This window comes from Acidovorax sp. FHTAMBA (genome assembly GCF_038958875.1).
GTDB lineage: Bacteria > Pseudomonadota > Gammaproteobacteria > Burkholderiales > Burkholderiaceae_C > Acidovorax.
Window position 1 is genome coordinate 2,978,613 of sequence record NZ_CP152407.1, and the last position, 17,730, is coordinate 2,996,342.

At 66.1% G+C, this 17,730-nt stretch carries 14 protein-coding genes and 1 pseudogene; 2 read left to right on the forward strand and 13 right to left on the reverse strand.

The genetic code is table 11. The annotated features are described in order from the left end of the window. Positions 1-128 precede the first annotated feature (128 nt). The 12 genes and pseudogenes from AAFF19_RS14005 to hrpA form a co-directional block, all read right to left on the reverse strand. A pseudogene (locus AAFF19_RS14005) lies at positions 129-323 on the reverse strand (MGMT family protein); the annotation flags it as partial. Between the two features lie 212 nt (positions 324-535). Further along, a complete protein-coding gene (locus tag AAFF19_RS14010) occupies positions 536-961 on the reverse strand; it encodes an MGMT family protein (RefSeq protein ID WP_342720399.1) in 426 nt (141 codons plus the stop codon). 124 nt (positions 962-1,085) lie between these two features. Further along, positions 1,086-1,991: an SDR family oxidoreductase gene (locus AAFF19_RS14015; protein WP_342720400.1), complete on the reverse strand. Its 906-nt coding sequence runs from the start codon at positions 1,989-1,991 to the stop codon at positions 1,086-1,088. Between the two features lie 202 nt (positions 1,992-2,193). Continuing rightward, positions 2,194-3,129, reverse strand: a complete 936-nt coding sequence (locus AAFF19_RS14020; protein WP_182118634.1) for a glutathione S-transferase family protein — start codon at positions 3,127-3,129, stop codon at positions 2,194-2,196. A gap of 210 nt (positions 3,130-3,339) precedes the next feature. Further along, positions 3,340-5,010 carry an isovaleryl-CoA dehydrogenase gene (locus AAFF19_RS14025; RefSeq protein ID WP_342720401.1) on the reverse strand — a complete coding sequence of 557 codons (1,671 nt, stop codon included), beginning with the start codon at positions 5,008-5,010 and terminating at the stop codon, positions 3,340-3,342. A gap of 26 nt (positions 5,011-5,036) precedes the next feature. Beyond that, a complete protein-coding gene (locus AAFF19_RS14030) occupies positions 5,037-5,486 on the reverse strand; it encodes a GNAT family N-acetyltransferase (protein WP_182118632.1) in 450 nt (149 codons plus the stop codon). Next, entirely contained in the window at positions 5,486-6,502 is a 1,017-nt protein-coding gene (locus AAFF19_RS14035; protein WP_342720402.1) for an NADP-dependent oxidoreductase, read from the reverse strand. The genes AAFF19_RS14030 and AAFF19_RS14035 overlap by 1 nt, the downstream gene beginning before the upstream one ends. Positions 6,503-6,599: 97 nt before the next feature. After that, positions 6,600-7,031 carry a PaaI family thioesterase gene (locus tag AAFF19_RS14040; RefSeq protein WP_008904343.1) on the reverse strand — a complete coding sequence of 144 codons (432 nt, stop codon included), beginning with the start codon at positions 7,029-7,031 and terminating at the stop codon, positions 6,600-6,602. A 151-nt stretch (positions 7,032-7,182) separates the two neighbouring features. Further along, a complete protein-coding gene (locus AAFF19_RS14045) occupies positions 7,183-7,974 on the reverse strand; it encodes an SDR family oxidoreductase (RefSeq protein WP_008904342.1) in 792 nt (263 codons plus the stop codon). 115 nt (positions 7,975-8,089) lie between these two features. Beyond that, complete coding sequence (locus AAFF19_RS14050; protein WP_008904341.1) at positions 8,090-8,299, reverse strand: hypothetical protein; 210 nt, start codon at positions 8,297-8,299, stop codon at positions 8,090-8,092. Continuing rightward, positions 8,299-10,155, reverse strand: coding sequence for an acyl-CoA dehydrogenase (locus tag AAFF19_RS14055; RefSeq protein ID WP_342720403.1), 1,857 nt, complete (start codon positions 10,153-10,155; stop codon positions 8,299-8,301). Before AAFF19_RS14055 ends, AAFF19_RS14050 begins: the two co-directional genes overlap by 1 nt. Positions 10,156-10,218: 63 nt before the next feature. After that, positions 10,219-14,298, reverse strand: a complete 4,080-nt coding sequence (hrpA, locus tag AAFF19_RS14060; protein WP_342720404.1) for an ATP-dependent RNA helicase HrpA — start codon at positions 14,296-14,298, stop codon at positions 10,219-10,221. 74 nt (positions 14,299-14,372) lie between these two features. Between hrpA and argA the strand changes: the two genes are divergently transcribed. Next, a complete protein-coding gene (argA, locus tag AAFF19_RS14065; RefSeq protein WP_008904338.1) occupies positions 14,373-15,719 on the forward strand; it encodes an amino-acid N-acetyltransferase in 1,347 nt (448 codons plus the stop codon). A gap of 127 nt (positions 15,720-15,846) precedes the next feature. Here argA and bla read toward each other — a convergent pair whose 3' ends face one another. Beyond that, complete coding sequence (gene bla, locus AAFF19_RS14070; RefSeq protein ID WP_246330735.1) at positions 15,847-16,704, reverse strand: class A beta-lactamase; 858 nt, start codon at positions 16,702-16,704, stop codon at positions 15,847-15,849. A 142-nt stretch (positions 16,705-16,846) separates the two neighbouring features. On the opposite strand from bla, the gene AAFF19_RS14075 reads away from it, so the two are divergent. Then, positions 16,847-17,725 (forward strand): LysR family transcriptional regulator, encoded by an 879-nt coding sequence (locus AAFF19_RS14075; RefSeq protein ID WP_342720405.1) that lies wholly within the window; start codon positions 16,847-16,849, stop codon positions 17,723-17,725. The last annotated feature ends 5 nt before the right edge of the window (positions 17,726-17,730 follow it).

Here is a 17,730-nt window from a genome sequence, read left to right on the forward strand (position 1 = left end):
GCAGCATGCCCCCACCGCACCAGCGTGAGCTCTGCGCCCGGCCAGTGCGATGGCAGGCAGGAGCACAGAGCAGCTCCTGCGCACCCATCGTTTTCAAGGCGGCGGCAACAGGCCAGTTAAACAGGTAGTTACCAATCAAACAGCGATGGTGTTCCACCCGGGCACGCGCCTTCAATCTGCAGCATGCGCAGCTTGGTCAGCGCGCCGCCTCCGGCCGAAAAGCCGCCCGGCCGGTCACCCGCAGCCAGCACCCGGTGGCACGGCACTACGGGCGCAAACGGGTTCAGGCCCAGCGCCTGCCCCACGGCGCGCGACAGGCCCTTAGAACCTGTTCAAAGTCTTTTTGGAGATTGCATTGGAGTGCAATCGGGATGAGTGGACGCTTCGGTTGCGCCGCATGGGCTCGTGCCCATGCAAGCAGCAGGGGCGTCCAATCACCCGATTTCACTCCAACCCTTCGGGCAAGTGCCGTGCCGGGCGGTCTGCGGCGTTGCGGCGCTTGCCGATAGCACGGGCTATCGGCGGCGCCCCGCGCCTAGCAACCCATCCCGGCAAGGCGCTTGTGCAACTCCAAAAAGACTTTGAACAGGTTCTTACTGCCGATCTGTTGGGCCACCTCGCCATAGGTGCGCGTGCGGCCCGGCGGTATGGCCCGGGCAATGGCATACACCTGCTGGTGAAACGGCGAAATGCCGGACATGTCGAGCGGCACCTCGCACAGGTCGCGGGGGTGCCCCGCCAGCAGCGCCTGGATGCCTTCGATGGCACTGCGCACGGTGGCGGGGGGCTCCCCAGACTGCGCGCAGTGTGAATGGCTGCGCAGCAAACGCGCCCGGGTCGCCTCGGCATCCGCCTCGGGCAATTGCACGGCCACGATGCCGCCAGGGCCCCAGGCAATGCCGCAGGTGCCGATGGCAGTGTCGAACAGCGCATGGCCGTGGCCAGGGGCGGCATCAGGCACAGTGCGGGCCCCTCCTTGCAAGCTTGGTGTTGACTACTTTTTTTATAGCTGCCAGCGCTTACCGGATAAGCGCTAGAGGCCAATTTTTCTCATATTTTCGGCACCAAAGCCTGCGCGTGCGCCATCAATCGGCCCGCAGCGCCGCGCGCAGTTGCGCGCCCAGCTCGGGCTTGGCGGCAAACGGGTCGGTGGGGTTGCGGCCCATCATCACGTCTTCCATGCGCGTCTGCACCGAGGCCAGCGCTTTTGGGTGGCTGTAGATGTAGAACTGGCCTTGGGCCGCTGCGTCGAACACTTTTTGCGCCACCTCGGCGGCAGTTACCTTGCCGCTGCCCACGGCCTTGTCGCTCATGGCCTGGCCGATGAGCTGGCTCTTGGTGGGCTTTTCGACCGCCATGTCCTGTGGCCGGTTGCGGTGGCTCTGGCTGATACCGGTGGGCACAAAGAAGGGGCACAGCACGCTGGCGCCGATCTGGTCAGTGACCAGCGACAAATCCTGGTACAGCGTCTCCGACAGACTGACCACTGCGTGCTTGCTCACGTTATAGATGCCCATGTTGGGCGCCGCCAGCAGGCCCGCCATGCTGGCGGTGTTGATGATGTGGCCGCGCCAGGCCGGGTCGGCCTTGGCCGCTGCCAGCATCATGGGCGTGAACAGGCGCACACCGTGCACCACGCCCCACAGGTTCACGCCCAGCACCCATTCCCAGTCCTTGACGGAGTTCTCCCACACCAGCCCGCCCGCGCCCACACCCGCGTTGTTGAACACCAGGTGCGGCGCGCCAAAGCGCTGCTGCACATCGGCGGCCAGCTGCTCCATCTGCGCGGCGTTCGATACGTCCACCTTACGGGCCAGCACCTGGCTGCCTGCGGCCTGCATCTCGGCAGCGGCGGCGTCCAGCGCGTCCTGCTGCACGTCCACCAGCACCAGGTTCATGCCCATGCGGGCGCCTATGCGGGCACATTCCAGGCCAAAACCCGAGCCTGCGCCGGTGAGGACGGCTGTTTTGCCAGCAAAGTTTTCAATCATGTTTTTGTCTCCTTGAATTAACTGGGGGTTTAATTGATTTTTTCAGGGCGCGCCAAGAGCGTCTCTTTGGCCGTTCGCCCTGAGCCTGTCGAAGGGCTGGCTCCCGAGGAGTGCCCCGGCTTCGACAAGCTCAGCCCGAACGGCCGGGGGGACGGATGCGGCGCTATCTCTTGCGAAGCGCAAGCGATGCGAAGTGGGCCCGTCAGGCCACAACCGCCCGCAGCACATAGCCGATGCGCGGAAAGTGCACATGCACCGTCCCCGCGCGCGGGTCGGTACGGCGCAGCGTGTAGCGGGTGCGGGTGGCAGCAATCAGCTCGCCCTCGGTGGGCTCCGTGCCAAAGCTCTCGGCGGAAATCGTGACCTGGCTGCCCAGCGGGATGCCGTGTTCGTCCTGGAACACGTCGTCCATCAGGGGCAAAGGGTCCATGCCTGCAGCCACCGTGATGGCGTCCTGAGCGCTGAACTTTTCCATGCGGCCATGGCCCAGCGCTGCGATGCGGTCCATCCACTCCAGCACGGCGGGGGTGGCGGCAAAGATGTCGGCCATCACCGGCACACACTGGCGCGTGAACCACAGCGGGTGGTAGGCGGCAAAGTCGGCCAGGCAGGGCTCGGCACCAAACAAAAAGTCGTGCTCCTCGGCCATGTGGGCGATGCGGCGCAGGTACGAGCGGTAGGCAGCCGTCGCGTCGGCCGGTCGCAGGCGCTGCATGCCCGCACTCATCTCGCGGCGGTCTTCGCCAAACACTTGCGCGGCGGCTGGCGGCAAGTTGGCAAACAGCACCGCAGCGCCTTTGGGCTGCAGGTTGTAGGCCATGGCGGCCCAGAACAGCGTGCTATCCGCCCACTGTGCAAACACACGCGCCACGCCTTTCAGGTGCGGCGGGTACAGCACGGGCTCGGGCTGTTCATGCTCCAGCACGTCGCAGATCAGGGCCGAGTCGCAATAGATGTCGGCACCGATCTGCAAGAACGGCGTCTTGCGGTAACCCCCCGTGAGCGCCACCACATCGGGCTTGGGCATGACGCTGGGGATGATCACGGACTTCCACGCCAGCTGCTTGAAGCCGAGCACCGCGCGGATCTTTTCGGAGAACGGCGACGAGGGGTAGTGGTGCAGGATGAGGTGGGACATGGGTTACTCCTCGGAAGATTTACGAAGTGCCCGCTGGAGCTGACACTGGTGACAACGTGTGATCCTGGCGCAGCCAAAGCCAGCGCCCCCGCGCAAGGGCCGCCAAGCTGCGTGTGCGGCGCTTCGCTTGTGTGCGCTGGGGGCGTCCCCCTCCCGACTCACGCAGTGAGTCGAGAGAGGGGGAAGGCGCGAAGCGACTCAGGGGGAGCTTCATGTCGGGAGCGCGCGGGCCAGGATGGCGTCAAGGTTGACACCCGCGCCCAGGGTGCCAAAGCTGTAGCCCCAGTCGCCGGAGAGGCGCGAGTCGCAAAACGCGCGGAACACGGCGCCGGGCGCACTGCGCAGCAGCAGGGCCGCCTGTACGGCCAGCGCCACATCCTGCGCGAGGCGCCGGGCCTCGGCTTCGGTGGTCATGGCGTCCACGCGCAGGGGCAGTGCGCCGGCCAGGCGGTCCAGCGCCGGGTGGGCGCCGCGTGCGGGTGCCAGTTCGGCCGCCAGCGCGGCAGCGGTGTCGGCGCGGCGCACGGCGCGCATCAAATCCAGCGCCATGATGTTTCCCGCGCCTTCCCAGATGGAGTTGAGCGGTATCTCGCGGTAGATGCGGGCCATCACGCCTTCGCCGCCCTCTTCCACATAGCCGTTGCCGCCCAGGCATTCCATGGCCTCCTGCGCAAACACGCTGCCGCGCTTGCACACCCAGAACTTGGCAACGGGCGTGAGCAGGCGGGCCATCAGCGCCTCGTGTTCGCTTTTGTCTTTGTGGTCAAAAGCGCTTGCAAGCCTTATGGATAAAGCGGTGGCCGCTTCACTTTCAAGAGCAAGGTCTGCCAGCACATTGCGCATCAGCGGCTGGTCGATGAGCTTCTTGCCAAAGGCCGATCGCTGGCGCGTGTGGTGCAGCACAATGCTGAGCGCCTGCCGCATGAGGCCGCTGGTGCCCAGGGCGCAATCGAGCCGCGTCATGGTGCCCATCTCCAGGATCTGCGCTACGCCCCGGCCTTCCTCGCCCACGCGCCATGCCACGGCGTTGATAAATTCAACCTCGGAGCTGGCATTGGCGTGGTTGCCCAGCTTGTCTTTCAGGCGCTGGATGCGGATCGCGTTCACGGTGTCGTCCGGCAGCACGCGCGGCAGGAAGAAGCAGGTGAGCCCGCCGGGTGCCTGCGCCAGGATCAGGAACGCATCGCACATGGGGGCCGAGAAGAACCATTTGTGGCCGGTGATGCGATAGCGCGCGCCCCAGGCATCGTCGCCATCGTGCACAGCCTGTGTGGTGTTGGCGCGCACGTCCGATCCACCCTGCTTCTCGGTCATGCCCATGCCCATGGTGAGCGCGGATTTCTGCGAGAACAGCGCCAGGCGCGGGTCGTACTGCGTGCTCGCCAAACCCTTGCTCCAGTCCGCCCAGATCGCTGAATTGCCTCGCAATGCCGGGGTCACGGCGTAGCTCATCGACACGGGGCACAACACCGAGGGCTCGGCCTCGGTGAACAGCATGAAGCCTGCGGCCCGCTCGGTATGCGCGTAGCCCGTGTCCTGGCGCGACCACGGCGTGGCGTGCAGACCGTGGCGCAGTGCGGCACCGATCAGCGCGTGGTAGCTGGGGTGGAACTCCACCACGTCGGTGCGATGGCCGAAGCGGTCGTGCGTGCGCAGCTGGGGCTTGTGGGTGTTGGCAAGGCGCGCATGGGCCTGCATGTCTGCCGATCCCATCTCTGCGCCCAGCGCCGTCAGGCCCGCCAGCGGCAGGCCGGGGGCATGCAGGCGCAAGGCATCCTGCAGAGGCTGGTTGGTAGTGAACAGGTTTACATCGGCCCAGGGCGTGCTCTGGTTGAACACCTCGTGGGTGCGGGCGAGGGAGGCAACAGGCGTCGGCGTCATGGCAGCTCCTTGCGGCGTGTACCGGGTCACGCGCTTTTCAGCATCTCGATATGGGGGATGTCGTCTTCCAGGTATTCGTCAGAGACAGCCACGAAGCCGAGGCTGCCGTAAAAAGCCTGCAGATGCGCCTGCGCGCTGATGCGGATGCCCCGCCCCGGCCACGCCTGGCTGCAGCGGGCAATGCCCTCGGCCATCAACGCCCGGCCGGTTCCGTTGCCGCGGGCCTCCCTGGCGATAACCACGCGGCCAATCGAAGGTTCGGGATAGTTCACCCCGGGGTCCACCACCCGCAGGCAGGCTTGCAGCACGCCCGACTCGTCGTACCCCAGCAGGTGGTACGACTGCTTGTCGGCCGCGTCCGGGTCCTGGTAGGGGCCCTGCTCCAGGATGAAGACCTTGCAGCGCAGGGCCAGGGCGTCATGCAGCGCATGCACGCCCAGGTCATCAAAGCGGGCCCACACCCAGCGGAGTGTCATCAGATCAGCTTCACCAGTTGCTTGCCAAAGTTCTTGCCCTTGAGCAGGCCCAGGAAGGCTTCAGGCGCGGCGGCAATGCCCTCGGCCACCGTCTCGCGCGGGCGCAGCTTGCCGGTGCCCACCAGCGTGCCCAGTTCCTTCAAGGCCTCGGGCCAGACTTCCATGTGCTCGCTCACGATGAAGCCTTCGACCTTCATGCGGTTGATGAGGATGAGCGCCGGGTTCTGCAGCGGCAGCGGCTGGCCGTCGTAGCCGGCAATCATTCCGCACACGGCCACGCGGGCAAAGGCGTTGGCGCGCAGCAGCACGGCGTCGAGGATGTAGCCGCCCACGTTTTCAAAGTAGCCGTCGATGCCGCTGGGGCACGCTTCCTTCAGGGCCCTTGACATGGACTTGAGGTCGCCGTGTTCGCGGTGGTCAATGCACGCGTCAAAGCCCAGTTCTTCCACAGCGTACTTGCACTTGTCCGGCCCGCCCGCAATACCCACCACGCGGCAGCCGCGCGCCTTGGCCAGGGCGGCAAAGGCGCTGCCCACGGCGCCGGTGGCGGCGCTCACCACCACGGTTTCGCCCGCCTTGGGCGCAATGATCTTGACTAGGCCGTACCAGGCTGTCACGCCGGGCATGCCCACGGCACCCAGGTAGTGCGACAGCGGCACATGGGTGGTATCTACCTTGCGCAGCGCGCCCACGGCATTGCCGTCGACCACGCTGTATTCCTGCCAGCCGCCCATGCCCACCACCTTGTCGCCCACGGCGTATTTGGGGTTCCTGCTCTCGACCACCTCGCCCACGGTGCCGCCGATCATGACCTCGCCCAGGCCCTGCGATGCCGCGTAGCTCTTGCTCTCGTTCATGCGGCCGCGCATGTAGGGGTCCAGGCTCAGGTAGTGGTGGCGCACCAGCACCTCGCCGTCCTTGAGCGCGGGCGTGTCCACGGCCACCAGCCTGAAGTTGCTGGCCACGGCTTCGCCCTGGGGGCGGTTGTCGAGAACGATTTGTTGGTTGCGGGGCATGAAAGGCTCCTTCAATGATGTATTTTGCTATTGATTACATAGCTGCTCGCGCTTATGGATAAAGCGCCAGAGGCCAATTTGACTTGATAAATCCGGGTCAGTCGGTGGAAATCACCTTGAGTCCGTTGGCGCTGCGGCCATCCACCGGCAGACGCCGCACGTACTTGAACGTGCCGGTGGCATGGCAGCACACCTTGCCTTGTGCGTCGTACACCGTGCCCTCGGTAAACGCCATGGTGGCCGTGCGGTGAATGAGCCGTCCCTTGGCCACCAGCGGCCCGCGTGCAGGCTGCATGAAGCTGGTCTTCATCTCGATGGTGACCACGCCCATGTCGGGCGTCTCGCTGCGCGCTGCCGTGGCCATGGTCACATCCAGCAGCGTCATCGACGCGCCGCCGTGGGTCACATCAAAAGAATTGAGGTGCTCGGGCCTGGCCTCGTAATGCAGCTCGGACTCACCGCCCTCCATGCGGTGCAGGGTGAAGCCGAGGTGGCTGACAAAGGGGATTTCGACACCGAAACTTTTCAAGGGATTTCCTCAGTGCACATACTCAAAACGGGCGCGCCCCAGGCGAGGGACGCAGAGCAAGGGCCGCCCCGCAGCGATTGCGTCGTCCCCCTTCCCGGCGAAGCCGAGAGAAGGGGGAAGGCGCGAAGCGCCTCAGGGGGATGTACCCTGCCTACCCTCCCGTGACGATACTCACCCCGCCATCCACCGCCAGCCACTGGCCGGTGATGTGCTTGCCTGCATCCGACGCGTAGAGCGCGCACAGGCCCTTCAGATCCTCATCATCGCCCAGGCGGCCCAGCGGGGCGTGCGCAGCCAGCGCCTCTTCGCCCATGGCCTTGAGCGTACCCACCGTCATCTTGCTGGGGAAGAAGCCCGGGCAGATGGCGTTGACGCGGATGTTGTACTTGCCCCATTCGGCCGCCAGTGCACGGGTGAAGTTGATCACCGCGCCCTTGGAGGTGTTGTAAGCAATGGTATTCATGCCCTTGGGGTTGCCACCCAGCCCGGCGATGGACGCCACGTTGATGATGCTGCCGGTGCGGCGCGCGATCATGCTGTGCTTGGCAATGTGCTGACTCAGGATGAAATAGCCGCGCACGTTCAGGTTCATCACCTTGTCCCAGGCGTCCACCGGGTGGTCTTCTGCCGGGGCGCCCCATGCCGCGCCCGCGTTGTTGACCAGGATGTCCACATTCCCCATGCGCTCCAAGGTTTCATCGGCCAAACGGCGAATGTCTTCTTCCTTGGCGCAGTCGGCTGCAATCCAGCGTGCATCGATGCCCGCGGCCTGCAGGTCGGCTGCGGCCTCCTCCAGGTCGGAGGCCTTGCGCGAGCTGAGCATGATCTTTGCGCCCGCCTCGCCGAGCGCGTGCGCCAGCTGCAGGCCCAGGCCGCGCGAGCCGCCGGTGACCAGCGCGGTCTTGCCGGTGAGGTCAAACAGTTGTTGGATGGTGCGGGTCATGGTGAAAGTCTCCTTCGGTTCTTGGGGTCGAATTGATGGCGGGGGCTGCCCCCCGCGCTGGATGATTGTGCGGTGCGATGCGGCGCTTTGTGTGGCCGGGGTGTCCGGCAGGCGACTACGGTCGGGCGTCGGTGTGCAACCGGGCCCGCACCGCAATCAGCACCACACCCAGTGCGGCCACCAGCCCGCCGCCCACGATGAGGACCCAGCCCAGCGCATCGTCGGTGCGCGCCGTGGCAATGCCCAGAATCAGCGTAAGCAGGCCGCCGTAGATCAGTACCCAGATCAGCCGATGCAGGCGCTGCAGCGTTTGAAGCGCAGCCATCAGAACGCCTCTTCCGGGAAGGCCGCGCAAGTGGCGTCGCGCGTGCTCACCACCTGCAGCCAGGCGCCGATCTTGGGCAGCTCGTAGTTAAAGAAAAACTGCATGGCGCCCATGCGGCCCACGCTGGCAGGCTGCGCCAGTGCGGCATCGGCCTGAAGGGTGGAAAGCGCCACGTCGAGCCACACCCAGGCCAGCACCGTGTGGCCAAAGGCCTGCATGTACGGCACGGCGTTGGCCAACGCGTCGGCGGGCTGGCCCGTGGCCCAGGCGGCCTTGGTGGCCGCACCCACTTGCTGCAGCGCCTGGCCCAGCGCGTTGGCATGGGCGGCCAGCGCGGGCACCTGGATGGCGCGCTCGATGGTGGCGTTGATGCGCCCGGCCAGCAGCGTGAGGCCGCGCCCGCCTTCCATCAGCACCTTGCGGCCCAGCAGGTCCATGGCCTGGATGCCGTGCGTGCCCTCGTGGATCATGTTCAGGCGGTTGTCGCGCCAGTACTGTTCCACCGGGAAGTCGCGCGTGTAGCCGTAGCCGCCGTGGATCTGGATGGCCAGGCTGTTGGCCTCCAGGCACCACTCGCTGGGCCAGCTCTTGGCAATGGGCGTGAGCACCTCCAGCAGCAGCCGGGCTTCGTCGGCCGTGGCGGCGTCACCCGTGGCCTGCTCGTCCACCAGGCGGGCGCAGAACAGATTGAGCGCCAGGGCACCCTCGCCGTACGACTTTTGCGCCAGCAGCATGCGCTTGACGTCGGCGTGTTCGATGATGCGCACCTGGGGCTGGGCGGCGTCCTTGACCACGGCGGCAGCGCCATCCTTGGGGCCCTGCACCGGGCGACCCTGGGGGCGGTTTCTGGCGTAGTCCAGGCTGGCGTAGTAGCCCGCCAGGCCCAGCATGGTGGCCGCCATGCCGATGCCAATGCGCGCCTCGTTCATCATGTGGAACATGCAGTGCAGGCCCTTGCCGGGCTGGCCCACGAGGTAACCCACGGCGCCCGCCTCACCATCGACCGGGTACTTGCCCTCGCCAAAGTTGAGCAGCGTGTTGGTGGTGCCGCGCCAGCCCAGCTTGTGGTTCAGGCCTGCCAGCGCCACGTCGTTGCGCACGCCGGTCAGGTTGCCGTCGGTGTCCACCAGCTTCTTGGGCACGATGAACAGCGAGATGCCTTTGGTGCCGGGCACCAGCTTGCCGTCGGGGCCCGGGATCTTGGCGAGCACCAGGTGGATGATGTTCTCGGTCAGCTCGTGTTCGCCGGCCGAGATCCACATCTTGTTGCCCTTGAGGCGGTAGCGCGGGCCCAGCGGGTCATTCTCAAAGCCCTCGCCATCGGGCACAGCGCGCGTGGCCACATCGCTGAGCGACGAGCCTGCCTGCGGCTCCGACAGGCACATGGTGCCCGAGAAGCGGCCGGAGAACTCGTTGAGCGCAAACACCCTCTGCTGCGCCTCGGTGCCGTGCACCATGAGCAGATTGGCATTGCCCACCGTGAGCAGGCCCGAGCCCATGCTGATGGACGCCACGGCAAAAAAGCTGTTGGCCGCCGCCTCTACCGTATAGGGCAGCTGCATGCCGCCAATTTCGTAGTCCTGCGCGGCGCTGAGCATGCCCGAGGCGGCATAGGCCTTTTGTGCATCGTGCGTGCACTGCGGCAGCGTGACCTTCTCGCCATCAAAGTGCGGCTCCTGTGTGTCCACCGTGCGGTTGAAGGGGGCGTATTTCTCGCGCGCAATGCGCTCGCAGGTGTCGAGCACGGCGTCAAACGTGTCGCGCGAGTGGTCGGCAAAGCGGCTGCGTTCCTGCAGCTTTTCGGCCTGCAGCCAGCCATACAGAAGGAATTCGAGGGTGGAGCGTAGGGTGGTCATGCGGCAAATTATGGGTGGGAGTCACCGCAATGGCATGTCCGCTGCGTGACGCCCCGCCCGCTCCTAGGAACTGAGCTGCGCCCACAGCTTGTCCAGCCGCTTCACGCTTACCGGCTGGGGCGTGCGCAGCTCCTGCGCAAAGAAGCTCACGCGCAGCTCTTCCAGCAGCCAGCGCAGCTCCTGCATGCGCGCATCCACGGCGCCCTTGCGCTCGGCCACCAGGCGCCAGTAGCGCTGCTCTTGTGGGCGCAGTTCGGCTAGTTTGGCGGCGTCGCGGGCGGGGTCGGCGCGGTATTTATCCAGCCGCAGGGTGATGGCCTTGAGGTAGCGGGCGTAGTGGGCCAGTTGCGCCCACGGGGCCACGGCAATGAAATTCTTGGGCACCAGGCGTTGTAGCTGCTGCTGCGCGTCGGCCGTGGCTTCGGGCGCGTTCTTGGTGTCCTTGATCTTGCGGGCGGCGGCTGCGTATTCGGTGAGGATGGTGGCGGCCAGGCGGGCCACCTCGTTGGCGATCAGCGTGAGGCGGCCCCGGCCCTCTTCCACGCGGCGCTTGAAGGCGAACTCGTCGGTGGGCAGCGGGTCGAGCAAGAAGGCGCGGTCCAGCGCCACGTCGATGATCTGGGTGCGCAGCTCTTCCTGGGTGCCACCGCCTGTCCCGTCAGGCGACCGCCCGACTTGCATGTAAGCCACGGCCATCTTCTGCAGGTCGGGGATGTTCTTTTCGAGGTATTTGAGCGCGTCCTTGATCTGCAGCGCAAACAGGCGGCGCAGGCCCGCGCGGTGTTTGGCGGCGGCGACTTCGGGCTCGTCAAAAACCTCGATGGTCACGGCGTCGCCCCCGTCGATGAGCGCCGGGAAGCCGATCAGCGTCTGCCCGGCCTTTTTGATCTCCATCAGCTCGGGCAGCTCGCCAAACGTCCAGGTGGTGTAGCGCTGGCCTGCGGGGGTCGAGGGGGGGACGCTCGCAGGTGTCGCGGTGGCGGACGCTGCCCCCTTTACTCCTGATTTGGTAGCTGCTTGCGCTTTACCATCAAGCGCTGGAGGCATTTTTGACTCATTTTTTTCACCCTCTGCCGCCCCGCCACCGAGCTTGAGCCCTGCCAGCGCCTGGAATGCACCGCGCGCCTTGGCGCCCCATTCGGCCTTGAGCGCGCCCAGGTTGCGGCCATGGCCCAGCTGGCGGCCGTGCTCGTCCACCACGCGGAAGTTCATGAACAGGTGCGGGCTGAGCATGTCGAGCTTGAAGTCCGCCCGCTTCACGTCGAGCGAGGTCTCGTCGCGCACCTGCTTGAGCAGCACATCGGTGAGGCTGCCGGTGCCAAAACGTTCGGGCGCGCCCAGCAGCGCGGCCAGGCGGGTGGCGGACTCGGGCAGCGGCACAAAACGGCTGCGCGGGCGCTGGGGCAGGCTCTTGAGCAGCGCCTGGATCTTGTCCTTGAGCATGCCGGGCACCAGCCATTCGCAGCGCTCGTCGCTCACCTGGTTGAGCACGAAAAGCGGGATTGTCACAGTGATGCCGTCGCGCGCATCGCCGGGCTCGTGCAGGTAGCTGGCGGCGCAGTCCACACCACCCAAGCGCACCGTGCGTGGGAAGGCGTTGGTGGTGATGCCCGCGGCCTCGTGGCGCATCAGTTCTTCGCGGGTGAGCTTGAGCAGATCGGGCTGCTTTTTACTTTCGTCGCGGTACCAAGCCTCAAAGCTGTGGCCGCTGCATACCTCGGGCGGCAGCTGCTGGTCGTAGAAGGCGTAGATGAGTTCGTCGTCCACCAGCACGTCCTGGCGGCGGGACTTGTGCTCCAGCTCTTCGACCTTGGCGATCATCTTCTGGTTGGCGGCCAGAAACGGCAGCTTGGTCTCCCAGTTGCCACCCACCAGCGCTTCTCGGATGAACACCTCGCGCGCGGCGTGCGGGTCTACCTTGCCAAAGTTCACGCGGCGGTTGTTGTAGACCACGATGCCGTAGAGCGTGGCGCGCTCCAGAGCCACCACTTCGGCAGACTTTTTCTCCCAGTGCGGGTCGAGCAGCTGCTTCTTGAGCACATGCCCGCCAATCTGCTCCAGCCACTGCGGCTCGATGGCGGCAATGCCCCGGCCGAACAGGCGCGTGGTTTCCACCAGTTCCGACGCCACGATCCAGCGGCCGGGTTTCTTGTTCAGGTGGGCGCCGGGGTGTTTGTAGAACTTGATGCCGCGCGCGCCCAGGTACCAGTCTTCCTCGTCGCTCTTGGCGCCCACGTTGCCCAGCAGCCCGGCCAGCATCGACAGGTGCAGCTGCTCGTAGCTGGCGGGCTGGGTGTTGATCTGCCACTTGTGCTCGGTGACCACCGTAAGCAGCTGGGTGTGGATGTCGCGCCACTCGCGCAGGCGGCGGATGCTGATGAAGTTCTGGCGCAACAGCTGCTCGTACTGGCGGTTGCTGAGTTTGTGGGTCGCAGCGGGGACGGCGGCGGGTACAGCAGCAGGCGCTGCGGCAGGACTGCCCCCGCCACTGCGCTGCGCCACCGGCAAGTAGGCCTGCGAAGGCGCTTTCTGCGCGGCCATCGCCTTCTGGGCACGGGCCGATGGCAGGCTGGGCGCCCCGCCCCGGGCCTCGTTGATCCACTTCCACAGCTTCAGATAGCCGCTGAACTCGCTCTTGTCGTCGTCAAACTTGGCGTGCGCCTGGTCGGCCTGCTGCTGCGCCTCCATGGGGCGGTCACGCACGTCCTGCACGCTCAGTGCGCTGGCGATGATGAGCACCTCGTCCAGCGCCTTACGGTCGCGCGCCTCGATGATCATGCGGCCCACGCGCGGGTCCAGCGGCAGGCGCGACAGCTCCACGCCCATGGGGGTCAGCTCGTTGGCGTCATCCACGGCCCCCAGCTCGGCCAGCAGCTGGTAGCCGTCGGCAATCGCGCGGCCCGAGGGTGCCTCGATGAAGGGGAACTGCGTCACATCGCCCAGGTGCAGCGACTTCATGCGCAGGATGACGCCTGCCAGCGATGAACGCAGGATTTCGGGGTCGGTAAAACGGGGGCGGCTGTTGAAGCCGGCCTCGTCATACAGGCGAATGCAGATGCCGTTGGCCACGCGCCCGCAGCGGCCGGCGCGCTGGTTGGCGGCGGCCTGGCTGACGGGCTCGACCAGCAGCTGCTCCACCTTGCTACGGAAAGAGTAGCGCTTGACGCGCGCCGTACCTGCGTCAATCACATAACGAATGCCGGGCACGGTGAGCGAGGTCTCGGCCACGTTGGTCGCCAGCACGATGCGGCGGCCCGTGTGGCCGTCAAAAATGCGGTCCTGCTCGGCCTGACTCAGCCGGGCGAACAGCGGCAGCACCTCGGCATTGCGCATCACGGGCTGGTGCGACAGGTGCTTGCGCAGGTGGTCGGCGGCCTCGCGGATCTCGCGCTCGCCGGGCAAAAACACCAGGATGTCACCCGCCGCATTACCCTGCCAAAGCTCGTCCACACCATCGGCAATGGCTTCGTTCAGGCCGTAGTCGCGGCTTTCTTCAAACGGGCGGTAGCGCTGCTCCACCGGAAAGGTGCGGCCCGACACATAAATGATGGGCGCCGGACCTTTGGCGGATTCGAAATGCTTGGCAAACCGGTCGGCATCGATGGTGGCCGACGTGACGATGACCTTGAGGTCCCGCCGGCGCGGCAGGATCTGGCGGATGTAGCCCAGCAGAAAGTCGATATTCAGGCTGCGTTCGTGCGCCTCGTCGATGATGATGGTGTCGTAGGCCTTGAGCAGCGGGTCGGTCTGCGTCTCGGCCAGCAGGATGCCGTCGGTCATCAGCTTGACGGAGGCATCGCGGCTCAAGCGGTCCTGGAAGCGCACCTTGAAGCCCACCACGTCACCCAGCGGGGTCTTCAATTCTTCGGCAATGCGCTTGGCCACGCTGCTGGCGGCAATGCGGCGCGGCTGGGTGTGGCCGATGAGCTGGCCTTTTTGACCCGGCTTCGCGTTGCACTTGCCCCGGCCCAGCGCCAGCGCAATCTTGGGCAGCTGCGTGGTTTTGCCCGAGCCGGTTTCGCCGCACACGATGACAACCTGGTGCCGGGCAATGGCCTCCATGATCTCGTCGCGCCGTGCAGAGACGGGCAGGGATTCCGGGAACTCGATGTGCAGGGGGGTGGGAACTGTGGACGCAGTCAAGGCAGCAACTTCATAGACAATCGCGGATTATCCCAGTCCTGCTGCCTACCGTTTCCCGACCGCCACCCCCCACCATGTCTGCCGTTTTCAACTTTACCTTCGTCCCCTGGTTCCGGTCGGTCGCGCCCTATATCCACAAGTTCCGCAACCAGACCTTTGTGATCGGGCTCACGGGCGAAGGCATTGCGGCGGGCAAGCTGCACAACATTGCGCAGGATCTGGCGCTGATCCAGGCCATGGGGGTGCGCATCGTGCTCGTGCACGGTTTTCGCCCGCAGGTGAACGAGCAGCTGGCGGCCAAGGGCCATGCTGCCAAGTATTCGCACGGCATCCGCATCACCGACTCGGTGGCGCTCGATTGCGCCCAGGAGGCGGCTGGCCAGTTGCGCTACGAGATCGAGGCTGCCTTCAGCCAGGGCCTGCCCAACACGCCCATGGCGGGCGCCACGGTGCGGGTGATCTCGGGCAACTTCCTCACGGCCCGGCCCGTGGGCATTGTCGATGGCGTGGATTTTCAGCACTCGGGCGTGGTGCGCAAGGTGGATGTGGGGGGCATCCAGCGCACGCTCGACATGGGCGCGCTCGTGCTGCTGTCGCCGTTTGGTTTTTCGCCCACCGGCGAGGCGTTCAACCTGGCCATGGAAGAAGTGGCCACCAGCGTGGCCATCGAGCTGCGCGCCGACAAGCTGATTTTCATGACCGAGGTGCCCGGTATCCGCATGCAGCCCGGCGAACCGGCGAGTGAAGACAACCCCATTGACACCGAACTACCGCTGGCCGCTGCCCAGGCCCTGCTGGCCAAGCTGCCCATTGCGCAGCATCCCACCGACACGGGTTTTTACCTGCAGCACTGCGTGAAGGCCTGCAAGGCCGGCGTGGAGCGCAGCCACATCATCCCCTTCGCGCTCGACGGATCGCTGCTGCTGGAGGTGTATGTGCACGACGGCATCGGCACCATGGTGATCGACGAAAAGCTTGAAGAGCTGCGCGAGGCCACGATTGACGACGTGGGCGGCATCTTGCAGCTCATCGAGCCGTTTGAGAAAGACGGCACCCTGGTCAAGCGCGACCGCACCGAGATCGAACGCGACATCGCCAGCTACACCATCATCGAACACGACGGCGTGATCTTTGGCTGCGCGGCGCTCTACCCCTACCCCGAGGCCAAGACGGCCGAGATGGCCGCCGTGACGGTGTCACCGCAAAGTCAGGGCACGGGCGACGGCGAAAAGCTGCTCAAGCGCATCGAGCAGCGCGCGCGCCTGCAGGGGCTGGACAGCATCTTCGTACTCACCACCCGCACCATGCACTGGTTCATCAAGCGCGGCTTTCAGCCCGTGGACCCGGACTGGCTGCCCGATGCGCGCAAGCGCAAGTACAACTGGGACCGGCGCAGCCAGGTGCTGGTGAAAAAGCTCTGAGCCTCTTGTTCCGCCCCCCAACCGCTCACGCTGAGCCTGTCGAAGCGCTGTGGAAGGCTTCGACGAGCTCAGCCCGAACGGTTCTCGGCGCGCGGCGAATCAGGTCCCACCCTCGGTGAGCCCGCTGCTACCCCTGCCGGGCCGCAACAATAGCCCTCGCCACCTGTGCAATCGCCGCATCGCGCTGCTCCGGCTTGGCGGTGGACCGCGTGAGGTAACAGGTCACCAGCACTGGGGCGCCTCCGCCGGGAGGCCACATGACCCCGATGTCGTTGGCCGTGCCGCTGTCTCCCGCCGTTCCCGTCTTGTCCCCCACCTTCCAGCCCGGCACACCCGCGCGCAGGCGCTTGTCGCCCGTGCTCGTCTCTACCAGCCAGCGCTGCAGCCAGGCGCGCGACGGTGGCGTAAGCACATCGCCCAGCACCAGTTTTTGCAGGGTCTGCAACATGGCCAGCGGCGTGGTCGTGTCGCGCGGGTCGCCCACAGCCGCCTCGTTCAGCGTGGGCTCGGTGCGGTCCAGCCGCGTGATGCTGTCGCCCAGTGATCTCACAAAGGCCGTGAACCCAGCCGGCCCGCCATGGCGCGCCAGCAAGACATTGGCGGCGGTGTTGTCGCTCAGGCTCACGGTGGCGGCGCACAGCTCGCCCACCGTCAACCCGCCCCCATCGCCCGCGCGGGGGCCGCTGACGGGCGAATACGCCACCACATCGGCCACCGCGTAGTGCACGCGGGCATCCAGCCGCTCTCTGCCCTGGTCCACCAGCGCCAACATCCAGCCCGCCAGCACCGCCTTGAAGGTGCTGGCCATGGCAAAACGCTCGTCCTGGCGCCAGCCCAACTGCAGGCCCGAGCCCATGTCCAGCATGGCCACGCCCAAACGGCCCTGGGCGGTGCGTTCGATGTTGGCGAGCGTCTCGTTCCATTCGCGGGTGGTCTTGTTGCGGCCCGCTGCGTTGCTGGTAGCCGCGCAACCCCAAAGAGGCATGGTGGTAGCGGCCATCAAACCCAAGGAAAACTGTCGTCTTTGCATAAGAAACTGGAGGTGAGTTGAGACAAGGTCCGAACGATACGGAGATCAAGCCCCCAGCACCATCGACAATAATTGCCGCCAGCCCCCTGAAAAACTTATGCATCTCCCGCTCAATGCCCTGCGCGCGTTCGAAGCCTCGGCGCGCCACCTCAACCTCACGCGGGCTGCCCAGGAGTTGCACGTCACGCAGACAGCGGTCAGCCAGCACATCCGCAAGCTCGAAGACCGCCTGGGCAAGCCGCTGTTTCGCCGCCTGCCGCGCGGGCTGGCGTTGACGGACGAGGGCCAGGCGTTGCTGCCTGCGGTGACCGAGTCGTTCGCCAGCCTTGAGCGCGCCCTGGAAAAACTGGGCGACACCCGCCCGCGCGAGGTGCTGACCGTGGGCGCCGTGGGCACCTTTGCCGTGGGCTGGCTGCTGCCCCGGCTGCGCGACTTTCAAGAGGCCTGCCCGTTTGTGGACCTGCGCTTGCTCACGCACAACAACCGGGTGGACATGGCGGGCGAAGGGCTGGACTACGCGATCCGCTTTGGCGACGGCGCCTGGCACGGCACACATGCCGAACGCATCATGGACGCGCCGATGTCCGTGATGTGCACCCCGGCCCTGGCCCACAGCCTGCGCACCGCCGCCGACCTGGCACGGCAACCGCTGCTGCGCAGCTACCGCACGGATGAATGGGCTGCATGGTTCGAGGCCGCAGGCGCGCCCTGCCCGGTGCTGCGTGGCGCGGTGTTCGACTCGTCCCTCACGCTGGCCGAGGCGGCGGCGCAAGGCGCGGGCATGGCGCTGCTGCCGGTGGCGATGTTCACACGCGAGCTGCAGCAAGGTCGGCTGGTGCAGCCCTTTGCACTGGAGCTGCACCGCGGTGCCTACTGGCTCACGCACCTGCAGTCGCGCCCCGTCACGGGGGCCATGGCAGCGTTCAGTGCGTGGCTGCAAGCGCAGCAGGCGAAAACAGCCGCAAAAATACCATAGAAATT

Bases quoted from the DNA above. Each gene is read 5' to 3' on its own strand.
- AAFF19_RS14015 (WP_342720400.1), bottom strand. From the start codon at position 1,991: ATGATTGAAAACTTTGCTGGCAAAACAGCCGTCCTCACCGGCGCAGGC.
- AAFF19_RS14020 (WP_182118634.1), bottom strand. From the start codon at position 3,129: ATGTCCCACCTCATCCTGCACCACTACCCCTCGTCGCCGTTCTCCGAA.
- AAFF19_RS14025 (WP_342720401.1), bottom strand. From the start codon at position 5,010: ATGACGCCGACGCCTGTTGCCTCCCTCGCCCGCACCCACGAGGTGTTC.
- AAFF19_RS14030 (WP_182118632.1), bottom strand. From the start codon at position 5,486: ATGACACTCCGCTGGGTGTGGGCCCGCTTTGATGACCTGGGCGTGCAT.
- AAFF19_RS14035 (WP_342720402.1), bottom strand. From the start codon at position 6,502: ATGCCCCGCAACCAACAAATCGTTCTCGACAACCGCCCCCAGGGCGAA.
- AAFF19_RS14045 (WP_008904342.1), bottom strand. From the start codon at position 7,974: ATGACCCGCACCATCCAACAACTGTTTGACCTCACCGGCAAGACCGCG.
- AAFF19_RS14050 (WP_008904341.1), bottom strand. From the start codon at position 8,299: ATGGCTGCGCTTCAAACGCTGCAGCGCCTGCATCGGCTGATCTGGGTA.
- AAFF19_RS14055 (WP_342720403.1), bottom strand. From the start codon at position 10,155: ATGACCACCCTACGCTCCACCCTCGAATTCCTTCTGTATGGCTGGCTG.
- argA (WP_008904338.1), top strand. From the start codon at position 14,373: ATGTCTGCCGTTTTCAACTTTACCTTCGTCCCCTGGTTCCGGTCGGTC.
- bla (WP_246330735.1), bottom strand. From the start codon at position 16,704: ATGCCTCTTTGGGGTTGCGCGGCTACCAGCAACGCAGCGGGCCGCAAC.
- AAFF19_RS14075 (WP_342720405.1), top strand. From the start codon at position 16,847: ATGCATCTCCCGCTCAATGCCCTGCGCGCGTTCGAAGCCTCGGCGCGC.